The 22,449-nt window shown below is 68.6% G+C and carries 27 protein-coding genes; 21 read left to right on the top strand and 6 right to left on the bottom strand.

The features are described 5' to 3' along the window. The first annotated feature begins 80 nt into the window (after positions 1–80). From ABCR94_RS06845 to ABCR94_RS06860, 4 genes are all read left to right on the top strand, one after another. On the top strand, positions 81–923 hold the full coding sequence (locus ABCR94_RS06845) for an ABC transporter permease (RefSeq protein WP_347118486.1): 843 nt from the start codon (positions 81–83) through the stop codon (positions 921–923). A gap of 140 nt (positions 924–1,063) precedes the next feature. Next, positions 1,064–2,776 (top strand): vWA domain-containing protein, encoded by a 1,713-nt coding sequence (locus ABCR94_RS06850; RefSeq protein WP_347118141.1) that lies wholly within the window; start codon positions 1,064–1,066, stop codon positions 2,774–2,776. A gap of 103 nt (positions 2,777–2,879) precedes the next feature. Beyond that, positions 2,880–3,344 (top strand): anthrone oxygenase family protein, encoded by a 465-nt coding sequence (locus ABCR94_RS06855; protein WP_347118143.1) that lies wholly within the window; start codon positions 2,880–2,882, stop codon positions 3,342–3,344. A gap of 128 nt (positions 3,345–3,472) precedes the next feature. Continuing rightward, entirely contained in the window at positions 3,473–4,948 is a 1,476-nt protein-coding gene (locus ABCR94_RS06860) for an FG-GAP-like repeat-containing protein (RefSeq protein WP_347118144.1), read from the top strand. 110 nt (positions 4,949–5,058) lie between these two features. On the opposite strand, the gene ABCR94_RS06865 is transcribed toward ABCR94_RS06860, so the two are convergent. The 3 genes from ABCR94_RS06865 to ABCR94_RS06875 form a co-directional block, all read right to left on the bottom strand. Continuing rightward, the gene (locus ABCR94_RS06865; RefSeq protein WP_347118487.1) at positions 5,059–5,646 is read right to left on the bottom strand and encodes a class F sortase; all 588 of its coding nucleotides are present in this window, start codon (positions 5,644–5,646) and stop codon (positions 5,059–5,061) included. A gap of 31 nt (positions 5,647–5,677) precedes the next feature. Further along, on the bottom strand, positions 5,678–6,232 hold the full coding sequence (locus ABCR94_RS06870) for a hypothetical protein (protein ID WP_347118146.1): 555 nt from the start codon (positions 6,230–6,232) through the stop codon (positions 5,678–5,680). 205 nt (positions 6,233–6,437) lie between these two features. Next, entirely contained in the window at positions 6,438–6,737 is a 300-nt protein-coding gene (locus tag ABCR94_RS06875) for a hypothetical protein (protein WP_347118147.1), read from the bottom strand. A 494-nt stretch (positions 6,738–7,231) separates the two neighbouring features. Here ABCR94_RS06875 and ABCR94_RS06880 point away from each other — a divergent pair, with 494 nt between their 5' ends. Then, positions 7,232–7,549, top strand: coding sequence for a 4a-hydroxytetrahydrobiopterin dehydratase (locus ABCR94_RS06880; RefSeq protein WP_347118148.1), 318 nt, complete (start codon positions 7,232–7,234; stop codon positions 7,547–7,549). A gap of 557 nt (positions 7,550–8,106) precedes the next feature. On the opposite strand, the gene ABCR94_RS06885 is transcribed toward ABCR94_RS06880, so the two are convergent. Continuing rightward, a complete protein-coding gene (locus tag ABCR94_RS06885; RefSeq protein WP_347118509.1) occupies positions 8,107–8,289 on the bottom strand; it encodes a hypothetical protein in 183 nt (60 codons plus the stop codon). Between ABCR94_RS06885 and ABCR94_RS06890 the strand changes: the two genes are divergently transcribed. Continuing rightward, the gene (locus ABCR94_RS06890) at positions 8,221–8,478 is read left to right on the top strand and encodes a GntR family transcriptional regulator (RefSeq protein WP_347118488.1); all 258 of its coding nucleotides are present in this window, start codon (positions 8,221–8,223) and stop codon (positions 8,476–8,478) included. The genes ABCR94_RS06885 and ABCR94_RS06890 overlap by 69 nt on opposite strands. Continuing rightward, positions 8,475–9,047: an HD domain-containing protein gene (locus ABCR94_RS06895; RefSeq protein WP_347118149.1), complete on the top strand. Its 573-nt coding sequence runs from the start codon at positions 8,475–8,477 to the stop codon at positions 9,045–9,047. The genes ABCR94_RS06890 and ABCR94_RS06895 overlap by 4 nt, the downstream gene beginning before the upstream one ends. On the opposite strand, the gene ABCR94_RS06900 is transcribed toward ABCR94_RS06895, so the two are convergent. Continuing rightward, positions 9,035–9,508 (bottom strand): NUDIX domain-containing protein, encoded by a 474-nt coding sequence (locus tag ABCR94_RS06900; RefSeq protein ID WP_347118150.1) that lies wholly within the window; start codon positions 9,506–9,508, stop codon positions 9,035–9,037. The two genes, ABCR94_RS06895 and ABCR94_RS06900, sit on opposite strands and share 13 nt — an antisense overlap. Positions 9,509–9,510: 2 nt before the next feature. Then, positions 9,511–10,269 (bottom strand): helix-turn-helix domain-containing protein, encoded by a 759-nt coding sequence (locus ABCR94_RS06905; protein WP_347118489.1) that lies wholly within the window; start codon positions 10,267–10,269, stop codon positions 9,511–9,513. Positions 10,270–10,949: 680 nt separating this feature from the next. Between ABCR94_RS06905 and ABCR94_RS06910 the strand changes: the two genes are divergently transcribed. From ABCR94_RS06910 to ABCR94_RS06975, 14 genes are all read left to right on the top strand, one after another. Next, on the top strand, positions 10,950–11,267 hold the full coding sequence (locus ABCR94_RS06910) for a hypothetical protein (RefSeq protein ID WP_347118151.1): 318 nt from the start codon (positions 10,950–10,952) through the stop codon (positions 11,265–11,267). Beyond that, entirely contained in the window at positions 11,264–12,163 is a 900-nt protein-coding gene (locus ABCR94_RS06915; protein WP_347118155.1) for a DUF2637 domain-containing protein, read from the top strand. Before ABCR94_RS06910 ends, ABCR94_RS06915 begins: the two co-directional genes overlap by 4 nt. Further along, on the top strand, positions 12,163–12,552 hold the full coding sequence (locus ABCR94_RS06920) for an RRQRL motif-containing zinc-binding protein (protein ID WP_347118156.1): 390 nt from the start codon (positions 12,163–12,165) through the stop codon (positions 12,550–12,552). Before ABCR94_RS06915 ends, ABCR94_RS06920 begins: the two co-directional genes overlap by 1 nt. A 27-nt stretch (positions 12,553–12,579) precedes the next feature. Beyond that, entirely contained in the window at positions 12,580–12,819 is a 240-nt protein-coding gene (locus tag ABCR94_RS06925; RefSeq protein ID WP_347118157.1) for a hypothetical protein, read from the top strand. A 99-nt stretch (positions 12,820–12,918) separates the two neighbouring features. Beyond that, a complete protein-coding gene (locus tag ABCR94_RS06930; RefSeq protein WP_347118158.1) occupies positions 12,919–15,096 on the top strand; it encodes a cell division protein FtsK in 2,178 nt (725 codons plus the stop codon). A gap of 140 nt (positions 15,097–15,236) precedes the next feature. After that, the gene (locus ABCR94_RS06935; protein WP_347118159.1) at positions 15,237–15,527 is read left to right on the top strand and encodes a hypothetical protein; all 291 of its coding nucleotides are present in this window, start codon (positions 15,237–15,239) and stop codon (positions 15,525–15,527) included. Between the two features lie 5 nt (positions 15,528–15,532). Then, positions 15,533–15,721 (top strand): hypothetical protein, encoded by a 189-nt coding sequence (locus ABCR94_RS06940; protein WP_283519488.1) that lies wholly within the window; start codon positions 15,533–15,535, stop codon positions 15,719–15,721. 14 nt (positions 15,722–15,735) lie between these two features. Next, positions 15,736–16,335, top strand: coding sequence for a hypothetical protein (locus tag ABCR94_RS06945; protein ID WP_347118160.1), 600 nt, complete (start codon positions 15,736–15,738; stop codon positions 16,333–16,335). Further along, positions 16,332–16,607 carry a hypothetical protein gene (locus ABCR94_RS06950; RefSeq protein ID WP_347118161.1) on the top strand — a complete coding sequence of 92 codons (276 nt, stop codon included), beginning with the start codon at positions 16,332–16,334 and terminating at the stop codon, positions 16,605–16,607. Before ABCR94_RS06945 ends, ABCR94_RS06950 begins: the two co-directional genes overlap by 4 nt. A gap of 21 nt (positions 16,608–16,628) precedes the next feature. Further along, on the top strand, positions 16,629–17,027 hold the full coding sequence (locus tag ABCR94_RS06955) for a hypothetical protein (RefSeq protein WP_347118162.1): 399 nt from the start codon (positions 16,629–16,631) through the stop codon (positions 17,025–17,027). Positions 17,028–17,112: 85 nt separating this feature from the next. After that, positions 17,113–18,015 (top strand): bifunctional DNA primase/polymerase, encoded by a 903-nt coding sequence (locus ABCR94_RS06960; protein WP_347118163.1) that lies wholly within the window; start codon positions 17,113–17,115, stop codon positions 18,013–18,015. Positions 18,016–19,006: 991 nt separating this feature from the next. Then, positions 19,007–20,542: a YfjI family protein gene (locus tag ABCR94_RS06965; RefSeq protein WP_347118490.1), complete on the top strand. Its 1,536-nt coding sequence runs from the start codon at positions 19,007–19,009 to the stop codon at positions 20,540–20,542. A 313-nt stretch (positions 20,543–20,855) separates the two neighbouring features. Continuing rightward, on the top strand, positions 20,856–21,026 hold the full coding sequence (locus tag ABCR94_RS06970; protein WP_347118491.1) for a helix-turn-helix transcriptional regulator: 171 nt from the start codon (positions 20,856–20,858) through the stop codon (positions 21,024–21,026). Then, positions 21,026–22,414: a tyrosine-type recombinase/integrase gene (locus tag ABCR94_RS06975; protein ID WP_347118164.1), complete on the top strand. Its 1,389-nt coding sequence runs from the start codon at positions 21,026–21,028 to the stop codon at positions 22,412–22,414. The genes ABCR94_RS06970 and ABCR94_RS06975 overlap by 1 nt, the downstream gene beginning before the upstream one ends. Positions 22,415–22,449 lie beyond the last annotated feature (35 nt).

A 22,449-nucleotide genomic window follows, 5' to 3' on the forward strand; every position in this document is an offset into this window, starting at 1 on the left:
GCAGTAGCAGCACCAAGAGCGTTGACGTCGAGCCCGCCGAGCCGGTTGAGCCGGTTGAGTCCGTCGAGCCCGCCGAGCCCGTGCTGTCCGCCCCCGGATACCGGGCCCGTCACACCCTCCCGCTCCGCGTGGAGGCGATCCGGCAATGGCGCAGGCGCCGCACCATGGTCATGGCACTGATCCTCGGCGCCCTGCCCTTCGTGCTGATCGTGGCGTTCGCGATCGGCGGCTCGCCCGAGGCCGAGGGCGGCCGGGTGACCCTGATGGACACCGCCACCGCGTCCGGCGCCAACTTCGCCGCGACGTGCCTGTTTGTGTCGGCGGGCTTCCTGCTGGTGGTGCCGGTGGCGCTGTTCTGCGGGGACACCGTGGCGTCCGAGGCCGGCTGGTCCTCGCTGCGCTATCTGCTGGCGGCGCCCGTGCCCCGCGCCCGGCTGCTGTGGAGCAAGCTCACCGTGGCGCTGGGCTTCAGCCTGGCGGCGATGGTGCTGCTGCCGGTCGTGGCGCTGGTGACGGGATCGATCGCGTACGGCTGGGGCCCGTTGGAGCTGCCCACGGGCGGCTCACTGCCCGCCGGGGACGCGCTGCCGCGCCTCGCGATCGTGGTCGCCTTCATCTTCGTCTCCCAACTGGTCACCGCAGCACTGGCGTTCTGGCTGTCGACGAAGACCGACGCTCCGCTGGGTGCGGTCGGCGGCGCGGTCGGGCTGACGATCGTCGGCAATGTCCTCGACCAGGTCACCGCGCTCGGTTCCTGGCGCGACTTCCTGCCCGCGCACTGGCAGTACGCCTGGGCGGACGCGCTCCAGCCGGACCTGGAATGGAGCGGCATGCTCAAGGGCGGGGCGGTCTCGGTGGCGTACGCGCTGGTGCTCTTCGCCCTCGCCTTCCGGGGGTTCAGCCGGAAGGACATCGTGTCCTGAGCCGGGAGGCCGCTGACTTCCACCGCCCCGCTTTTCACGCGCCGTTGCCGCATCGAGATCCATCCGCAACTCCTTCGACTGCATTTTCGGGCCACCCCGTACGTCACATGGGCAAGTGCTGACGACCCAGGGGGTGCGGGATGAAGTTCTGCGCAAGGACGTACGCAACGACGTACACAAGGACGTACACGAGGACGTACAGGGGACTCGTGGCGGGGGTGCTGGCGGGCGGTCTGCTGCTCACCGGCTGCACCGGCACGGACGGTGAAGCGGCCAAGAGCCAACGTGGGGGCGGGAGTCAGGCCGACCGCGGGAAGGGCGGCAGTGGTGGGAACGGGGGCCAGTACGCACCCGGCCCTTCACAGCCGTCCGCCGCGCCGGGGCAGCAGGACGGCGCGGAAGGGGAGCGTAAGGCCCCGGACGCGCAGGACGTCGTACCGCCGCCGGACTATCTGTCGACCTTCGCGCTGGACGTGGACACCGCGTCGTACGGCTACGCCCGACGCGCCCTGGCCGACGGCCGCTTGCCCGCGCCGGACACCGTACGGCCGGAGGAGTTCGTCAACAGCTTTCGGCAGGACTATCCGCGGCCGGACGGCAACGGCTTCTCCGTGACGGTCGACGGGGCGCGGATGCCGGGTGCGGACCGTACCGACGGCCCCGCTGAGTACGCCGACGGGGAGAGCGACGGGGAGACCGGCAGGGACAGCGGCGCGCAATGGTCGCTCGTACGCGTCGGACTCGCGACCAGGGGAGAGCGGTCCGGGCGCGAACGCCCGCCCGCCGCCCTCACCTTCGTCGTCGACATCTCGGGCTCCATGGCCGAGCCCGGCCGCCTGGACCTCGTACGCACATCGCTCGGCATCCTCACCGATGAGCTGCGCCCCGACGACTCGATCGCCCTGGTCACCTTCAGCGACCGGGCCGAGACCCGGCTGCCGATGACCCGCGTCGGCGACAACCGCGACCGTATCCACGACATCGTCGACGACCTGGAGCCCACCGACTCCACCAACGTCGAGGCGGGCATCAGGACCGGCTACGACGAGGCGGTCGAGGGCCGAAGGTCCGGCGCGACCAACCGTGTTGTGCTCCTGTCCGACGCCCTCGCCAACACCGGCGAGACCTCGGCCGACGCGATCCTGGACCGGATCGACAACGCCCGCCGCAAGCATGGCATCACGCTCTTCGGCGTCGGCGTCGGCAGCCAGTACGGAGACGCGCTGATGGAGCGGCTCGCCGACAAGGGCGACGGGCACACGACGTATGTGTCGAACGAGGAGGAGGCCAGGAAGGTCTTCTGCGACCAACTGCCCGCGCACATCGAGCTGCGCGCGCGGGACGCCAAGGCGCAGGTGGCGTTCGACCCGCAGACGGTGAAGCAGTTCCTGCTGATCGGCTATGACAACCGGCAGGTCGCGGACGAGGACTTCCGCGACGACCGGGTGGACGGCGGCGAGGTGGGGCCCGGCCACACGGTGACCGCGCTGTACGCCGTACGGATGCGTCCCGGCGCTTCGGGACATGTGGCGACGGCGAGCGTCCGCTGGCTGGACCCGAAGTCGCGCTCCCCGCACGAGGAGTCGGGCCGGGTCGAGACGAACGCGATCGACGGCGCGCTGTGGGGCGACGAGGGCGACGGGGGCGGTGACGGGAAGGCGTCGTCTTCGCGTCTCCAAGTCACAGCGGTCGCTGCGTACTTCGCGGACGAACTGCGGGGCGGCGCACTCCCGGGATCACCAGGGCTGAGTGAACTGCGCGAGCGGGCCGAGGCGTTGGCGCGACGTACCGAGGACGGCGCGGTGCGGAAGCTGGCGGACGCGGTCGGACAGGCGAGCCGCCTGAAGGGCTGAGCGGTCGATGAAGGGCGGGGAGCCATACGCCCGAGCTTTCGAACTCTCGAACTCTCGAAAAGGGAGCTGCGCCCTCGCCCCCCGCCGGGCGATGATGTCCGGCATGGCCCCTCTTCTGCTCGGTCTCGCGATCGTTTCTGCCGGCCTGTACGCCGGATTCATGCTCGTTTTCCTGACCGGGATCATGCCTGCCCTCGGTCGGCTGACGGACGAGCAGTTCGTGGTGGCGATGCGGCGTATCAACGAGGATATTCCGCGCGCCGTGTTCGTGACGGTCATGTTCGCCTCGGTGGCCTTCCCGGTGGCCGCGCTTCTCGTCCCGGTCGACGACCGGACGGGCACCGAGCTGGCACTGTTGGCCGCCGGGACGGTGTGCGTGTTCCTCAACCACCTGATCACCGCCGCCGGGAACATCCCCCTCAACAACGCACTCGCCGCCTCCGAGGTCCAGGGCACCGCCGACCACGAGGTGCGCGAGGCCTTCGAGGTCCGCTGGAACCGCTTGCACCTGATGCGCACGCTGCTGGTGACGGCGGGCTTCGCGCTGGTGGTCGGCTCGGCGCTGTAGCTCGGTTACAGCCCTGTTGCCTTGGGGGAAGCGCTTTCCGTACAACCTTCCGCCGACTCCGTGTGTCTGGTGTGACGTGTGCGGGGGCACCGGTCCGAGCTGCCTCCTCTTTGATGCAAGGAGCCAGCGTGCCTTCCAAAGTGTTCCGAACCGGTGTGACCGCCGCGGCCCTCGCCGCCGCCGTAGTGTCCGCTGTTGTCTCCGTGCCGACGATCGCCTCCGCCGCACCTCCCGCCGCCCCCACCCGGGCGGACGATTTCAACGGCGACGGTTACGCGGACGTCGCGTTCGCCGCGCCCTCGGCCACCGTCAACGGCAAGGCGAAGGCGGGCTATGTCGCGGTGATGTACGGCTCGGCGACCGGCCTGAAGGCCGCGTCGAAGCAGGTCTTCGACCAGGACACCGCCGGGATACCGGACACCGCGGAGGTGGGCGACACCTTCGGAGGGTCGGTCAGCACGGCCGACCTCGACCGTGACGGTTACGCCGACCTGGTCGTCGGGGCGATCGGCGAGGACAACGGGACTTTGTCCAACGCCGGTTCCCTGTCCGTTATTTGGGGCGGCGCGAAGGGCCTGTCGGGCGGTGCGACGCTGGCGACCGGCGAGGAGGAGTACGACGCGGTCGGCAGCCTGACCAAGGCCGGGGACTTCGACGGCGACGGCGCCGCGGACGTCGTGACCATCGCGGGATCCCACCATGTCCGGGTCCTCTCGGGCCCGTTCGGCCGCGACGGCTCGGCCCGCGCCACCGCCGAGATCCGCGACATGAACGACCTCCGCTTCCTCGACACCGCCGCGGCCGACGTGAACGGCGACGGTACGACCGACCTGGTGGCCGTGGTCAACGACGGCGAAGAATTCGACGCCCGGCGCATCCTCTACTGGCGCGGTACGTCACAGGGCCTGGCCCCCGCCTCGACGGTCAACGGCGCCAACGGCCGCTCGATCCAGGGCGGCGAGCACCTGGCCACGGGTGACGTCAACAAGGACGGCTTCGCGGACATCGTTGCCGGCCGCGCGGTCGACGGCTACGACAGTGACCTCGACACCCCGCTCCACAAGGGCGGCATGGTCACCTACGTCCCCGGCAGCGCGACGGGCCCGCAGGGCGCCAGGACGAAGGTCTTCAACCAGGACAGCCCCGGCGTCCCGGGCACGGCCGAGGCCGGAGTCGACGCCTTCGGCTTCTCGGTCTCCGTCAACGACATGAACGGCGACGGCTACGGCGACATCGCGATCGGCGTCCCCAGCGAGGCACTGGGCACCCTCAAGGCCGCCGGTACGGTCGCCATCCTGCGCGGCGCCGCCGGCGGACCGACCGGCACCAAGGCGCAGGGCTTCAACCAGGACACGCCGCTGATCGGCGGCGCGGCCGAGGCCGGGGACCGCTTCGGCGGCGCGGTCAAGCTGGTGGACACGAACGGTGACGGCCGCTCGGAGCTGGTCGTGGGCGCGCCCGGCGAGAACGCGGGCGCGGGCTCGGTATGGGTCCTGCCGGGCACCAAGGCGGGCATCACCGCCACGGGGTCCTTCACCTTCGGCGCGGGAACGCTGGGCACGGTGGCGCCGGGCGCGGCCCTGGGGGCGTCCTTCAACCGCTGATGTCGTACACGGGGTGACGGGGGGAGAGAGCGTGGAGCCCCGCCGCGACGGGGGGATGCGCGGCGGGGCTCCACACTCGGGTGCCCCGGGTACGGCCGGGTATGCGCCGGCTATCTCACTTCTGTCATCAGGGCGTAGAGCACGACGTTGCCCTCGTACCCGGTCTTCTTCGAGTAGCCGCCGCCACAGGTGATGAGCCGCAGCTCGGGCAGGCCCGTGTTGCCGTAGACGCGCTTGGCGGGGAAGCCGTCCTTCGGGACGACCTCGATGCCGTAGATCTCGAACACGGCGACGCGGCCGTCCGCGCGGGCCACCTCGATGTGCTTGCCCTTCTTCAACGCGCCGAGGCCGTAGAAGACGGCGGGACCGGCGTCGCTGTCGACGTGCCCGACCAGTACCGACGTACCGCCCTCGCCGGGAGTGACGGCCCCGGTGTAGAGCCCCGCGAGATTCTTGGCGTCCTTCGGCGGCGCGTCCAGCCAGCCGTCGGCGTCCAGGCCGACGTCGGTGAGGGGCGCGTCGACCTGGATCTCCGGAATCCTGACCCGCTCGGGCCGGGACCGGGGGAGGGCATCGGCGGGCGGCGTGTCGGTACGGAGCACCGCGGCTCCCGCGTCGGGCTGCGGTGGCCCGTCGGTGGCCTCGGAGGTGCCGTTGCGTATGAGCAGGATCCCGGCCAGCACCGCCAGCACGACCATCGTCCAGGAACCACGCCGTCGCGACACCGGCTCAGGCGCTGTCACCGGCGTTGCCGCTCCGGCGGCGGCTGAGATACACCCCGAAGCCCAGGGCGCCGGCCAGCACGGCGGAACCCGCCGCGATCTGCACGGGATCGCCATCGGCATCGGAGAAACTACCGCCCGCACCGGCCTTGACGCCCTTGTGGACATCGCCGGTCCCCGTACCCGTGCTGGTGTTCGTGTGCTGCTCGCCCCCGGCGATGGTGAGGGTCGTGGTCCCCTTCTCGCCCTTGCACTCGAAGGTCACGTCGTACTGGGCGCCGGGCTTGGCATCCGGGTAGACCTGCGCGGTCCCCGGCTTCCCCTCGTTCAGCGTGACGTCGTCGAAGACCGGCGCCATCACCTTCACGGTCGGCACCTGGCATTCGGTGGCGTTCAGGGTGACGGTGCCGCCAGCCGCGATGGTCGAGGGGGTGACGGTGAAGCCGAAGGAGGTGACGTCGTTGTTCCCGTCCTCGGCAACAGCCACCGGCACGGGGAAGGAAAGGGCGGCGACACCGAGCAGAGCGGTGGCAGCGACACGTAGGGCACCTATGGAACGCACAGCGACTCCTCCAGATCCCAAGGGGGGGAATGCCCCTTTGCTTCCCAGAAGGCTAGGTTTGCGCGCGGGGGGCCACCACTCGGGTCGTCCGAACGGCTCACGTCGTTCGTACAGCTCACGTCGTCCGAACGGCTCATCCGGACGGGCCGTCGGTGTGGGTTGGTTGTCTCTGGCGCAGTTAAGTAAGATCAGTTCTACGTAAGAATCAATCTACGTTTAGCCCCGAGGGGTCCTTCACGGAGTTCCAGGGCCGAGCTGGGGATCTTGACCTGCTCGCCACCGGGACGACCCCGAACCGGTAGCGGGCGGGCGTCTTGCGCCCCGGTCGGCGCCGCCGGGCCACCGGCCGGGGCAGCGGCTTGTGGCAGTCGCACGCGCAGCGGAGCTTGAGCGCGACAACGCCGCCGGCCTTGATGTCGTCGTTGCCGTGGCAATCCTTGTGCTCGCCGATGCGGCACACGCCGGTGATGTGCGCGCTGCCGTGTGGCTTCGTCTGGGCGCTCATTGCGTTTCACCCTCGTAGTGCGGCCACTCCTCGCGCGAGTAGGTGTGGAAGTGGGCGTTTGTGTGTCCTTCGTGCTCGGTGCAGCGCCTCGGGGTGCCGGGCTTCGGGATCCAGCAGAGGCCGGGGATGTGTAGGCGGCCCCGCTCGCAGGCGCTCACGACTCGGCCCGAGTGTGTTCCCGAGCCAGCGCCGCCGCAGCATCGGCCGCGACCTGGTTGCGGCAGTTCTGGCAGGCCGGGATGAGGCGGGGCGGCCCCGAATTGCTGTCGCGGCCACGGCCAGGAGCACCGGCAATGACACCGCAGACTGACGTCATGGGCCGCAACGACGCGCTGAGAGCCGCTCGGCTCCGTCGCGGTTGGCGCACCGTTGAAGCCGCCGCCACAGGGCTCCAAGCGCGCGGGCAACAGATGCTCGATGACCCGCACTTCAGGATGCCCCGATCGGCCTGGAGCTCGGCGAGCTGCTGGCCCCATTGACCGAGAGGGGAAGACGTGGCGCAAGGACTGGTACCGCTGAATGATCAGGAGATCACGGAGCGCCTGGAGCAGCTGCCCGCATGGGAGCAGGTCGGCAACGAGATCACGCGGACGGTCGACATTCGGTACCACGGTGGTGTGGCGCTGATCGTGCACGTTGCCGACGTGGAGCGGCTGATCGGCCACCACGCGGACATGGATCTGCGGTGGGACCACGTGCGCTTCGCCATCACGACGCACGACGCGGGCCACGTGCTGACGGCGGCGGACTTCGACCTCGCGGCGCGGATCGACACGATCGCCGGTCTCCACCAGGCAACGCCGCTCGACTGACCTCGGACACACGAAGGCGCCCTCTCTCACCTGCGGGTGGGAGGGGGCGCGGTGTGACAGGGCCGTAGCCGATTCACGAATCGGCGGAAGCGCGTGGCGTATGTGCGGTGTGCGTGCCCGCGAAAAGCAAGATGACCAGCGAAGATGCTGGTCAGAGCCAGTGTGTGCCCCCGGCAGGACTCGAACCTGCGGCCAAGCGCTTAGAAGGCGTGCGGACACTGCACCGCGATCAAGCCTGCGACCTGCGCGTTTGTTTCGATTTCCCGGCGGCGCTGGCGGCGCTTCGACCCGCAATCGACCGGAGGAAGATCAAAAGAGTGGGGGCAGGATACGGCTGAGGGATACCGCGAGCCGTCGTGGTCGGGCTGCCAGTCAGTCCAGAAGCCAAGGCGGCCCCCCACGTACACCCGGGCGCATGGGACTCTGGAGACGAACGGCGGACGTCGGAAGAAGGAGAGCGAGTGTCGACGCAGCCAAGCCCGCGGGGAACCTTCTTGCAGATCGCTGAGGCAGTGAAGGCGGACATCGAGAAGGATTCGGGCATGACGGAGTTGCCGTCACTGGCCGACATCATGCGCGAGTACGACGTCTCGCGCGGAGTGGCGCTGAGAGCCTTCCGCGTACTGCGCGAGGAAGGGGTAGCCGAGCCCGTACCGGGCGCCCGATGGAGAGTGCTCCGGGACGGTCAGGCGGAGGACCGCCGGCCGTTGGCCGACCGGATCGCGGAGCTGATCGAACATGAGCGGCTAGAGGTTGGGGCGGCAGTTCCGAGCGCCTCAACGTTGAGCGCTAGGTTCGGAGTTGCGCGACCAACGATCAGTAAGGCGCTCGACAAGCTGGAAGCGGCCGGACTGCTGTCAGAAGGTGGGCAGGGCAAGGTACGGACCGTACGGGCCTTGCCCAGTCGAGAGGAGCGTTCCCCATCTTGAGCACCACAGGACTGGTCGACTGGGCCTATCCGATCGCTGAGTCGTTGCTTGCCGAGCCCCTGCCGCGACGCTGGGCACATTCGCAAGGAGTGGCGGAGCGGGCGCGCTCGCTCGCCCCGATGCTCGGTGCCGACGCGGACCTGATGGAGGCTGCTGCGGTTCTCCATGACGTCGGGTACTCACCTGACCTAGCCAAGACTGGCTTCCACCCGTTGGACGGCGCTCGGTACCTCCGTGATGTGGCCCATGCTGATGAGCGTCTCGTTTGTCTCGTCGCTCACCACTCCTGCGCGTGGATGGAAGCGGAGGCGCGCGGCATGCGTGAGGAACTGGAAGAGGAGTTTCCGCGCGAGCACGGCCACCTCAATGACGCGCTCTGCTACTGCGACATGAATACAACTCCCGACGGAGCGCCGACGAATCCCGTGGATCGGGTGAACGAGATCGCCGGTCGCTACGGGACTGACAGTCTGATTGGGACGTTCATTCGTCGCGCCGAGCCGGAGATCCTGGCCAGCACGGCGCGCGTCCTCGAACGTCTCGCAGCTGTCCAGCGTCAGCCGATGTAGGGAGTGCTCCGCCCCTGGTCCATCGCGTGCTCGATGCGGAGCCGCATCGTGGGGTGAACGTCGTACGACTTCAGGTCCGCTGGGTCCACCCAGCGGACCTGTGTCGTCTCGTCGCTCGTACGGATCTCGCCGCCGACTGGCCGTGCGCGGAAACAGATGCTGAACTGCTGCCGGGCCTCACCGTCGTCGTAGAGCATCACGTGCCCAGGGTCGGTGTAGATCCCGGACATCCCGACGACTTCGGCCTTGATGCCGGTCTCTTCCCAGACCTCACGCACGACTGTGTCGCTGATGGATTCGCCAACGTCATGGCCGCCACCGGGGAGGGCCCAACGTCCGTTGTCCGAGCGCTGAATCATCAACACCTGGCCAGTGTCTTTCTGCACGAACGCAACGACGGACGGCACAACCGAGTTGGCCGGCGGGGCGTCAGGGTCGTGCAGATAGTCGATGCGTCCCATGCTCAAGCTCCCGAGATGTCGTTGTCCGTGACCTGGCGACCGCCGGTCCAGGTGTGTTCGATGCTATTCGCGTACGTGTCGAAGAGACCGCCGCCGGGGAGTCGCCGCAGGTGCAGGACCGGCGCCAGGTACGCGCCGATGCCGTAGACATGCGTGTTCACCAACATCTCGTCATCGGCGCGGAAGAGTGAGTTGTAGAGCGTCGCGTCGTGGAGACGGAAGTCGATGTCGGGGTGGCTGGTGAAGAGAGGCCGGTAGTTCATCAGGGCGTTGCGGATCTTCCCGTCCATGATGCGGTGTCCCTCGTCTATGCCTCGCTGCTGAACAGCAGGGCAACCCGGGTCCCCAAGCAGAATGCGGACCCGCGCCCCGGCCTCCGACTTCATGCGGAGAAGTCCCATGAACTGCGGGTCCTCGGACATCCACAGCCCGGCGTAGGCAAGTAGATCGATGTGGTGCGATGCGCGCCCGTACATCTCGCGCCACAAGCCAGCCGGGACCATGTGGCGATGCGGGTAGACGGTGAGGATCTCCGCGCGGCTCAGGTCCGCCGAAGTGTCGACGGCGCGAGCGTCTTCCCACAGCGTTGTGACGTCGACTTTCAGCGTGGACGCGGTGGCGTACTGGTGACGCCGATACGGCACTTTCCCCTGCGTGATCCAGCGTTCGACCGTCTTCGGGTTGACCTCGATCGCTTCTGCGAGTTGCTGCACGGTCAGGCCCTGAGCCAAGAGCGCCGAGCGTAAGCGTTCGTTGGGCATCTCCACCCCCGGTGGGACTTCTTGGGAGCTCTTGACGGTAGCCAGATCGAACCAACGTGTCCATGGGTGGGGTAACCAACGCCCCTGACCTGGAGAGATTCTGATGGTGCGCCAGGGAGTCCCGGCGCGAAAGCAAGAAGTTCCGCTAGCTACTTGACGGAACCCTCATGCAGTACCTCTAATACAGGTACCGCATCGGTTCGCGGTCCTCGGACTGCATACCGGTCGAAAACTCAACAGCGTGATCCACCGCAGCGAGACGGCCGTGAGCACACCGGCCGATGGCGAGTGGAGACCAGTCGGCCGAGACCGGACCCCCGTCACAACCGGGTCCCACACCCCGTAGGGGGACACGCCACCGACTCAAAAGAACCGCACGGCCCACCTTGTTGCTGCGACGAACTCCGGGATTTCGGCACTCCCCGGACCGAGCAGCGCCGTGCGAACAGGAGATCCGCGCACGTTCAACCACACCGCGAGCGCTTCGGCGCTGTGGCCGGTTACCTCCCCTGCTCGTCTCGCACTACCGCCCCGATGGTCGCAAGGCCGGGTTCGACTCCCGGCCGGGGCACTACCGGACCCCTTTACCGGTCCGGACTTCCCCGCCGGGCTGGTCGTCTCTCTCCAAGACCGCGACCACGCCCGGTTTCTCCGTCCCTTCGCTCTCAGGAGAGATCGACATGCGTACATACATCGGTAGTCACCAGGTGCTGAATCCGATCGAGTTCGAAGAGCTGGCCCTCGGCTTTGACGAACTGCCCATGGGCCTTGACCGCGTCCTGTTTCGCGGCCCGCTCACCTTCGAGTCTCCGGAGGAGCGGGAAGCCCGCGAGACAGTGGCCCGCGAGGTCATCGCGGACCTGGTCGAACTTGGTGAGGGCGGCGACGAGGTCGCCGCGTGGGACGCGCTGTACGCCGACGCACTCACCCGCACCGTGCCGTTTCTGCGCGCAGCTCGCGCCGCCGGCCGTTCCGCCGGGATGGAGGAAGCGGCATGAACCGCTTCTCCAAAAGCCTGCTGGTCGCTGCTCTGGTTGGTGTGGTCGGGATGGCTTTCCGGGTCTCGTGGAACGCGCAGCACGATGTGGCCCGGACGGTTGGCGCGGACGGTACGGCCGCACTGCTCTACCCGTTCGTCGTCGATGGGTTGATGGCGCTCGCGCTGGTCGCCACGCTCGTGCTCACCGGCAAGGACAAGGATTTCGCGCTGTGGGTGCTGGCCGGTTACACGGCCGCTTCCCTGGTCCTCAACTACGTGCACGGGCTGGTTCCCGAACTGCACGGCGGTGGGCAGCGGATGCAGTTGGCCGACTGGGACCCTGCCAACTGGGTGCTGGTGCTGCTGGCTACGTCGCTTCCGGTCGGGTCGATTTTCTTTGGCTCGGACCTGGTGGCGAAGGTGCTGCACCACCGAGCAGCCCTGATCGCAGATCGGGATGAATCAGATCACCTCACAACAAATCGGTTGGGGCCTGACCTGCACGAGTCGACCCCCGAGGCACAGCCTGCGGTTGCCGAACTCCCGGCCCCCGAGTCGGCCGACCCGCTACCGGTGATCGAGCCGGATCAGGCGGTTGAGTCCGTGCCGGTAGTCGAGCCGGTCGAGCCCGCTGAGGCGGCTCCGGTGAAGGCGTTCGCTGCTGCGGAGTCCGCTCCGCGTCGGGCGACCGGTCGGGTACCGCAGGCGGCTCGCACACCCCGACCGACCCGCACCCCGAACGAACTCCTTGCCGAGGCTCGATCGGTCACAGCCGACTGGTCGGATGGCGAGCTGACAGCCGAGGCGATCCGCAAGGCGGTCCGTACGTCGTCCGCCAACGGCCGCACCCTGCGCGAGGCGCTCAAGACCGAGCGCGCCGCACCGGACGACGCTGCTGAAGCGACGGCCGCGTAATGGCCAGCCGCTTCTACGACCCGGAAGGCACCCGGTACGGCGTCCCTACCTTTCCGTGGCGGATGGCTCCGGAGGGGATGGCAACTCGCCGTCAGCTCCGCTCGCAGGAGCTACGGCCCGGCGGTCAGGACGTCGCCGCTCAGGTCCTTTGGTACTCGCGCCGCTACTGGCGCAAGGGCACCAGCCCCATCCGCGTCGCCTACCTCTACCGCATCGACCTGGCCAAGACGGTCCGCCCGATGACGCCGGCCAAATGGGCTGCGCTCGCCAAAGCGAACGCCGCACAGCAGGTCTGCCCCGAGTGCCGCACCGATGCCGGATACCGCATCCCGGCCTCGCTCGGCATGTGCGTGGCCTGCGCTTACCCCGAAGAACAGTGCGCCGCCTGAGCACCCCACCTCCGAGGGAGATTCACCGTGTCCACGCAGACCGAAAAGACCACCACCGCTGCCGCGTCGCAGGGCTCGCACCACTGGGTGATGACCCTCGAACTGCCCGGCCGAATGGCCATGACCGCGTCCGGGACCTTCACCCCGCATACGGGCTTCACCCGCCACGACACGTTCAAGGCCATCAAGGACGACATCGCCCGGCAGAACCCCGAGCTGGCGACCGCCAACGTCATGTTCTTCGCCCTGGAGCCCAACCAGCTCTGACCCGCCCCGCTTCCGCTCAGCGGGGCCCGGACGGCTCGCCTACCAAAGCGCCGTCCGGGCCCCTTCCAACCCCACTCGTCATGAGGGAGCAGGCCCACCGTGTCTGACATCCACGTCACTGACCAGTCCGAAGCACCCGAGCGTGTAGATGCCGAAGTCTTCGACATCACCACCAAACGCCCCACCACCGAGACCCCGGTACCCGCACCGGCCGCAGCACCGGTTTCCGCCCCGCCGGCCGAACCGGACGACGACGAGGAGTCGCCCAAAGCGCGCCCCGTCGACTCGCCCGATCTGCCCGCGCCGGGCGTCACGACCTACAAGCGGCAGCCGATCCTGCCGAGCTGGCTCACCTCGAAGCCGGGGTTCGTCTCCACCACCCAGCGCGCCGCGAGCAACGCGTTCTACGCCACCGGCTACCACGGCATCCGCACCCCCTGGTACGCGCTGCAACTGGGCTTGAACGCCCCGCGGGGAGCGTCCCGGCTGGTGCGCGAGACGAACCGGTGGATGTGGGACGCGGAAGCGGCCCCGCTGCGGGCCTACGAGGTGTTCCACGAGAACACGGCCGAGTACCTCAAGCTCACGCGGCAGCGTGACAGCCGGGTGCGGCTGCGGACGTTCATCACCCTCGTGGGCGTGGTCTTCGGCGCCGGATTCGCGCTCACCATGTACGTGATGGCCCCGGCCTGGCTCGCGGTCCTGGCGTCGGCTGCGGTCCTGTTCGCCGGTTTCCGGGGCTCCCCGCAGGATCACCCCGTGATCGGCCCGGCGGTGCTGAAGACCGAACTCCAGAAGCTCACCGGATCGATCGTGCTGCGGGCTCTGGACAACATCGGCAACCCGAAGCTGACGGCCGCCATCAAAAAGGGCGGCGACATGAACGGGATGCGGTTCACTTCCGAGATCACCCGCGACGGGCCCGGATACCGCGCTGACCTGGACCTTCCCTGGGGTGTCACCCCCGAGGACATCATGGAGGAGCGCAAGCCGCTCGCCTCTGGTCTGCGGCGCAAGGTCGGCTGCGTGTGGCCCTCATCCGACCCGACCGAGCATGAGGGGCGGCTGATCCTGTGGGTGGGCGACAAGCCCATGAATGAGACCACCAAACCCGCCTGGCCGCTGCTGAAGACGGGGCAGGTGGACTTGTTCAAGCCGGTGGTCTTCGGCAACGACCAGCGCATGGGCGACGTCGCTGTAACCCTGATGTTCGCCAGTGTGGTGGTCGGCTCCATCCCGCGCATGGGCAAGACGTTCCTCATGCGGCTGTTTCTGCTGATCGCCGCACTCGACCCGCGTGCGCAGCTGTACGCGTTCGACCTCAAGGGCACCGGCGACTTCGGCGCACTGGAGCCGGTCTGCCACCGCTATCGGGCAGGGGAGGAGGACGAGGACATCCTCTACGTCCTGGAATCCCTGCGGGAGCTGAAGGCGGAACTGCGCAGGCGGGCGAAGGTCATCAAGTCCCTGCCGCGCTCACGCTGCCCGGAATCGAAGGTCACGCCCGAGCTGGCCAATGACAAGTCCCTTGGCCTGCACCCGATCGTCGTGAGCCTGGACGAGTGCCAGAAGTCGTTCGAGCACGCCAAGCACGGGGCGGAGATCGAGGAGATCTCCACCGACATCGCCAAGCGCGGTCCGGCCCTGGGCATCGTCGGCATGTTCGCCACCCAGCGACCCGACGCCAAGTCGCTGCCCCCGGGCATCTCCAACAACGCAGTGCTGCGGTTCTGCCTGAAGGTCATGGGCCACACCGCCAACGACATGGTCCTCAGTACCGGCGCCTACAAGGCCGGATACCGGGCCACCATGTTCTCCCGGAGCGACCTGGGCATCTGCTGGATGGCCGGTGAAGGTGATGAACCGCGCATCGTCGCTTCCGCGTTCGTCGACGCGCTCGGAGCCGAACAGGTCGTGGCCCGTGCCCGCACGATGCGCGAGGAATACGGCAACGTCACCGGCCACGCCATCGGCCAGGAACCGGAGAGCGGAGAGGCCACCTTCGACCTGCTGGCCGACATCCTCAAGGTCGTGCCGACCGATGAGGACAAGGCGTGGAACGAGAAGATCGCCACCCGCCTCGCCACGCTCCGCCCCGAGGTCTACGGCGGGTGGAAGGGCGAGACGGTCACCTCCAACCTCAAGCCGCACGGCGTCACCGCCCAGGACGTATGGGGCAGCACCGCCGCCGGGAAGGGCACCACCCGCCGGGGCATCGCCCGCACCGACATCACCACCGCAATCACCGTGCGTGACGGAAAGCGGTCCGAGGGCTGACGTGACGCGCTGCTAGACCTAGCAGCCATCGCTGCTAGGTCTAGCACCCCCGCTAGCACCCCAAACCGGGTCTGATCAGCAACCTCGCACCTAGCACCCCACCTGCTCAAACGCCGGAAACCCCGCCCGGAAGGCACCCCATGACCCCCGTCCTCCTTGCTAGCGCCTGCCTACTCACCGTCACTCTCAGTTACGTCAGCCTGTGTGCGAGCAGCCCGTTCGGGGACTGCCGCAAGTGCAAGGGCTTCGGCTACGCGCTCAAGAAGAACCGGCGCGGACAGCTCCGCCCCGGCAAGACCTGCCGCCGCTGCCGAGGCGAACGCAAGCGCATACGCGTCGGCCGCCACCTCTACAACATCTGGCTGCGCCTCTACCGCGACGGCACCGACACCCCCAAGAAGCCCGCCTTCAAGCCCACCTCGAAGGGATAACCCCCATGGCCGTCACCGTCTCGCTCGTGGCCCTGTTCGGACTCGTCCTGTTCTTCCTGCTGCGCGGCAAGTCCCTCGGCTTCGGGTCCGCGTTCATCGCCGTGATGTTCGGCTTCTTCCTCGCCTCCACCGGCGCCGCCGGACCGGTCAACGAACTCACCACCGCCCTCATCAACGCCATCCCCGAGATGTAGAGGAGAGACCCGTGATGAACGAACCGATCGTCGCCCGCCACTGGCTCACCCTCGCCGCCCCCAAAGCGGCCCCGGCCGTGGCCACCACGACCGTGCTCATCCTCGGCAGGATCTGGAACGCGAATGGCGCCGAACACTCCGTGGGCAACGCCGCGTTGATGGTCGTCCTCGCCGCCGGAGCTGCTGCGGCCGGCGCTTCGCTCTCCCGCACCGGCAACGCACCACTGGCCGCCACCGGGTACGCCGTCTCCGGGAGCCTCGCCCTGTCCGGCATCGCCGGATACGCCGATGGGATCTCGCTGCCGCTGCTGCTGTGGGCGCTGGCCACCACCCTCGCCTACGGCATGGCCGCCCGGCACTGGCGCACCGACCGCCGCGCCGACGTCGCGCACCACCAGCACCTGAGCGAACGGCGCGAGGAACACGGCCACATCGAACGCGTCGAAGCCCTCCGCGCCGGGGCACAGATCGAAGTCGCCCGCTCCGGTGCGGCCTATGCCGAGCAGCTCGCCACCGCCCTCATCACCCGCGCCACCCTGCCCGGCTACGACCCGAAAGCCCTCACAGGCGCGGGCCTGCCCCAACTGCCCGCCACCGAAGGGAAGTCCGCGTGAACGTTCGCCTGCGCATCCAGCGCATCACCTCGCCCCGATCGGCCCTGATTCTGACCGACACCCCCCGCCCCGACTGCCGTCACTGCGGCGGCCTCGGAGACATCGAGCACCCCTACGGGCACCACGACACCGGCGAGTACGAGGGCTCGGACTGGGAGCCCTGCTGCTGCTGGAACGAAGACCTGAAGTGGGTCCTGCTGCCGCTGCCCCGGCGGCGCCCGCGCCGCACCACCCGCAGCCGTACGGGCTTCAGCGACGAACCGCCCTTCTAACCCCTCGAAAGGACTCCACCCATGAGCACCCACAAGACCGACCCCACCCGCTACCCGCAGAACGGGGCCGAAGCGGTCCGTTCCTTCAACCGGGCCACCCTGCCCACCCGGCACGGGAACCCCGGACTCGCCTACCCCGGGCAGATGTGCCGGGCCATCGGCGGGTTCGAGTCGCTCGCGCACCGGCTCCCGCAGTCCTTCGACCAGATCGCCATGGCCCTGGCCGACCTCCACCACGCCGGGCACCTCACCGCCGACCACGGCACGCCGACCCAGCACACCGAAGCCGCGGTGGCGGCCCTGCACGAAGCGGAGCAGCACGCGAGGGCCATGAACGAAGCCCTGGAACGCGCCCACTGCGCCACCAACCCGCTCGGCTACTGCGGCCCGATGAACGACGACCCGGACGACGACCTGTAGCTGTGCCCGGGGCGGTCGCTCTCTCTCCAAAGACCGCGACCGCCCCGGCTCCCCCGTCCCTTCGCAGAAACAGGAGACCACCAGCATGACACCAACCCCTGCCCCCGCGCTGCTGCGCGCCGCCCTGGCCGCCGCTGAGCACGGCTGGCCCGTCTTCCCCCTCCGTCCGGGCGACAAGCGCCCCGCCCTCCACAAGGAGGCGTCCTGCCCCCGTACCGGCGTGTGCGCCGGTGGGCACCGCAAGTGGGAGCAGCGCGCCACCACCAACCCCGCACGCATCCGCACCGCCTGGGAGAGGCGACCGTTCAACGTCGGCCTCGCCACCGGCCCCGCCGGGCTCGTCGTGGTCGACCTCGATATGCCCAAGGACAAGGACAGTGCGGACACGCCTTGCGGCGTGACGACCTTTAAGGCGCTCTGCGAGCGCGCCGGGCAGCCCGTCCCCACCACCTTCCGCGCCCGGACTGCGAGCGGCGGCAGGCACCTGTACTTCACCGCCCCCGCCACGGTGCGGCTGGGCAACAGCGCGGGCAAGCTCGCGCCGCTGGTCGACACCCGGGCGTGGGGCGGTTACGTCGTGGCCCCGGGCAGCGTCGTGCAGGGCAGCGCGTACGAGGTCCTCGACACGTCGCCCGTAGCCGAGTTGCCGGGGTGGCTGCTGCGGCTGCTCCAGCCCCCAACGCCGGTCAGGGCAACGCCGTTGCCATTCCCGGCTGTCAGTGGCAGCCGAGCGGCCGGGGCCGCGTTGGAGCGGGAATGCGACCGGGTCCGCACCGCACCGGCCAGGCAGGCGAACAACACGCTCAATCGGTGCGCCTTCAAGGTGGGGCGCTTCGTCGCATGGGGCGACATCCCCCGCCACGAGGTTGAGCAGGCCTTCCAAGCGGCGGGGGAGGAGCGGGGACTCACCGCTGCCGAGTGCCGCTACACGATCCGCAGCGCCCTGGACAGCTCCCTCCGCGGCGCCCAGCCCCGGGAGACGGCATGAACACCCCTCCCCGTCCCCGCTTGGAAGGCACCACCTCCCGACCCACCGGGGCCAACCCCGCCGAACCGTCCCGCGCTCCGGACGGCAGTGGCGCGCTGAAGGCCGTCGCCGAAGGCGTCCTCTCTGCTGTTCGCCCTGACCCGCAGATGGATCGGAGGACACCATGAGTGCCCCGGTTCGCCATGTGGTGATGATGAGCGGCGGGATCGGCTCATGGGCCACCGCGAAGCGGGTCATCGACCGCCACGGCCCGGATGAAACGGTGCTGCTCTTTGCTGACACCAAGGTCGAAGATCCGGACCTGTACCGGTTCCTGCGCGATGCGGCAGCCCAGCTTGGGGCGCGTCTGGTGCGGGTGGCCGATGGCCGCACGCCGTGGGAGGTCTTCACAGACCGGCGGATGATCGGCAACTCCCGCATCGCGCCGTGCAGCGAAGTCCTCAAACAGATTCCCTGCCGTCAATGGCTGGAGAAGCACACCGACCCCACGCAGACCGCTGTCTACGTCGGCATCGACTGGACCGAGACCCACAGGCTCCCCGCGATCCAAAACGCCTACCAGCCCTGGACGGCTCTCGCCCCGCTGTGCGAGCCGCCGTACCTGGACAAGGACGACCTGATCCGCGAGGCCGAAGGGGTGGGGCTGCAACCGCCGCGCCTGTACGCGCAGGGCTTCCCGCACAACAACTGCGGTGGCGCCTGCGTACGCGGGGGCCAGGCTCAATGGGCGCTGCTCCACGAGACCAACCCGGCCCGCTTCGCTGAGGAAGAACGCCAGGAACAGCGCCTGCGCAACCACCTGGGCAAGAACGTGGCGATCCTGCGTGACCGCACCGGAGGCGTCACCCGCCCGCTTCCGCTCGTCGAACTGCGCGCCCGCATCACCAGCGGTGACGCCGACAAGGAGGCGCTGGCCACTGACTGGGGCGGCTGCGGCTGCTTCACCGAAACCCCGCCGACGAACGAGGGAGACGTCATGCCCACACAGCCTGTGGACAGCACGGACCTGTGGGCCGGACTGTCCAGCCTGGAACCGCCCGAGCCGCTCAAGCCCGTGTGGGAGGAGCCGATCCCGCTCACCGCCCGGCGCGAACTGCCCGCCTTCCCCACGGAAATCTTCCCGCCCTGGCTCGGAGACTTCGTGCGCGGCGTGGCAGAGGAGACGCAGACGTCCGTGGACGCGGCGGCCTCGCTCGCTCTCGCGGTCCTGTCGACCGCCGCCGGAGGCCGCGCCGTGGTCCACGTCCGGGGCCGGTGGCGGGAGCCCACCAACGTGTTCGTGGTCATGGCGCTGCCCCCGGGCAGCCGGAAATCGGCGGTGTTCTCCCTGATGACCGACCCGCTCTACAAGTCCGAAGCGCTGCTGGCCGCCCAATCGGCCGGCGCCATCATCGAGGCCGAACTCACCGCGAAACTCGCCAGGGAAGTCGCGGACAACGCAGCGACCAAGGCAGCCCGTGCGGACGCCGATAAGCGCGATCAGCTCGTAGCTGAGGCCATCAGCCTCGCGCAGACCGCCGAAGGCATCACCGTGCCCACCAAGCCCCGTCTGCTGGCCGACGACGCGACCCCGGAGGTCATCGCCTCACTGCTGGCCGAGCAGGGCGGCAGGCTCTCCGTCATGTCGGCGGAGGGCGGCATCTTCGACATCATCGCCGGGCGCTACTCCGGCACCCCCAACATGGAAGTCTTCCTCAAAGGGCAGGCAGGCGACCGGCTGCGCGTCGACCGCCGGGGCAGGGAGGAGTTCATCGAATCCCCTGCCCTGACCATGGGGCAGACCGTGCAGCCCTCTGTCCTGGAAGACATCAGCCGCATCAAAGGAGCAGGGGACCGGGGGCTGCTGGCGCGGTTCCTCTACTCGCTGCCCGAAGACCTCGTGGGCTATCGGGAAGTACTCCCCGAGCCCCTCTCCGAGGACGTGGCCGACGTCTACGAACAACGCGTCACCGCGCTGACGATGTCCCTCGCGGGCTGGACCGACCCGGCCGTACTCCAGCTCACCCCGGAGGCGAATCAAGCGCTGGCCGCCTACGAGCGGCGACAGGAACCGCGGCTGCGCAAGCGGGGCGGAGACCTCGGGCACATCAGGAACTGGGCCGCGAAACTGGGCGGCGCGACCTGCCGCCTCGCAGGGCTGCTGCACCTGGCCACCCACACCGAGAACGGGTACACCCAGCCCATCACCGCCGACACCATGCGCGACGCGGTCAAGCTCTCGGACTACTTCACCGGCCACGCCCTGGTGGTCTTCGACCTCATGGGCGCCGACCACACCGCCAACCGGGCCCGCACGGTCTACGAGCTGCTGCGCGACAACGAGTGGACCGAGGTCAGCAAGCGCGACGTCATGACCAAGCTCTCCCGCTCCGAGTTCCCCACCGTCGCGGATCTCGACCCGGCGCTGAACCTGCTCGAAGACCACGGATACATCCGGGCACAGCCCGTTCACCGCGCCGGAGGACGTGGCCGGCCGCCGTCACCGCGCTACCTCATCCACCCCCAGTTGAGCGAACCGGCCGTCTGACCCCCGCCACAGAAACCACAGAATCACAGAAATAACCCTGCGCCGCCCCTGACCTGCACAAACGAGGTCAGGGGCGGCGCGGAGGCTGCCGCCACAGAAACCCGAAGAAGTCCCACACAAATAGGAGCCCACCCCGGCCCGCTTATTTCTGTGGGACTTCCCGCCATTTCTGTGACAGCCCGACCGACCCTGCCCGGGGCCCTGTTCTTGCAGGTCAGAGCACCGACCCCGGCTTTCTGTGTATTTCGTGGTTTCTGTGGCGACTCCCCCGCCTGTGTTGCAAGAAGGAGTTACCGCCGTGGCACGCGCCCAGATGCTCAAGCTCCCCGAGGTCTGTGAAGAACTCCAGATCTCCCGTTCGACCTTCTACGACTGGCGCGCCAAGAACCGCGCTCCCCGCTGCATCAAGCTCCCGAACGGCGACATCCGCGTCCGCCGCACGGACTTGGAGAACTGGCTCAACGACCATGAGGACGCTGCCTGATGGACACGACATACAACGTCAGAGTGCACAAGATCATGACTTATCGAGGGCAGCGGAAGACCACGTACATCGTGCGGTGGGCCGTCGATGGCGCGCGGAAGCGTCGGCCGTTCGACACCTACGCTCTCGCCGATGCATTCCGCTCCGATCTCGTCAGCGCCACCCGCCGAGGTGAGGCGTTCGATTGCGCGACCGCATTGCCGGTTGCGTACCGTTCTGGCGCGAGCGCAGTCACCTGGTACGACTTCGCTGTCCAGTTCTGTGACATGCAGTGGCGTCGCACCGCCGGGAACAGTCGGAAGAACACCGCCAAGGCGCTCATGACAGCGACCGTCGCTCTGCTGCGCTCCGAGCCGAGCGACTTCAAGCCCGAGGATGTACGCACGGCGCTGCGGGAGTGGGCCTTCAACACCAAGCGCCGCAGTGACGCGCCACCCGAAGTCGCGGCCGTCCTCAAGTGGATTGAGCGCAACTCGCTCAGCATGGCGGCTTGGGAGGACCCGGCCAAGGTGGACGACGTCGTCCATGCACTGTCCACGAAGCTGGACGGCACGGCGTCGGCGGCATCATCGGTCAAGCGCTATCGCCGGATCATGAACGTGGTCCTGGAGTACGCGGTGAAGCGTCAGGTACTGCGTACGAACCCTCTCCCCAAAGGCAAGGGAACCGCTCCGAAGACGTCACTCGCCGTCGATAAGAGGTCGCTGCTCAACCCCGAGCAGGCCGGGGCCCTGCTCAGGTGGGTATGGCACCGCCCTCGCGGTGGCCGTCGGCTCCATGCGTTCTTCGCCACGATCTACTACGCCGGGCCTCGCCCCGAGGAAGCCGTGGCGCTACGTGTGCAGGACGTGTACCTGCCTGGGGAAGGAGACGCCGACCAGTGGGGTGAGCTGCTGCTCCACTCCGCTCAGCCGGAAGTCGGGAAGCAGTGGACCGACGCCGGTGGCGTGCACGAGAAGCGGGGCTTGAAGGGGCGTGCAGTCGAGGACACGCGCCCGGTGCCGTTGCGCCCCGCTCTGACGAAGATTCTCCGCGAGCACGTCGCGGCGGCGGGCCTCAAGCCGGACGACCTGCTGTTCCCCGGAGAGAAGGGCGAGATGCTCGCCGGGTCGGTCATCCGCCGGGCGTGGCGCACCGCCCGGCTCAAGTGCCTTGCTCCACACGAGTACGCCTCGCCGCTGGGCCGACGCGTCTACGACTTGCGACACACCTGCCTGACGAAGTGGCTCAACAACGGCGTTCCTCCGGCACAGGTCGCTGAGTGGGCGGGCAACAGCGTGCCGGTGCTGCTGTCCACCTACGCCCGGTGCATTTCGGGGCAGACCAAGGATCTCCAGAAGCGCATCGAGGACGAGGAGGAGGTACGGCACCCGTCGGCGGACGAGTAGGACCGCCACCGAAACGTCGACCCGCAATCGACCCG

Origin of the sequence: Streptomyces changchenzhani, assembly GCF_039766235.1 — a bacterium.
Lineage (GTDB): Bacteria > Actinomycetota > Actinomycetes > Streptomycetales > Streptomycetaceae > Streptomyces.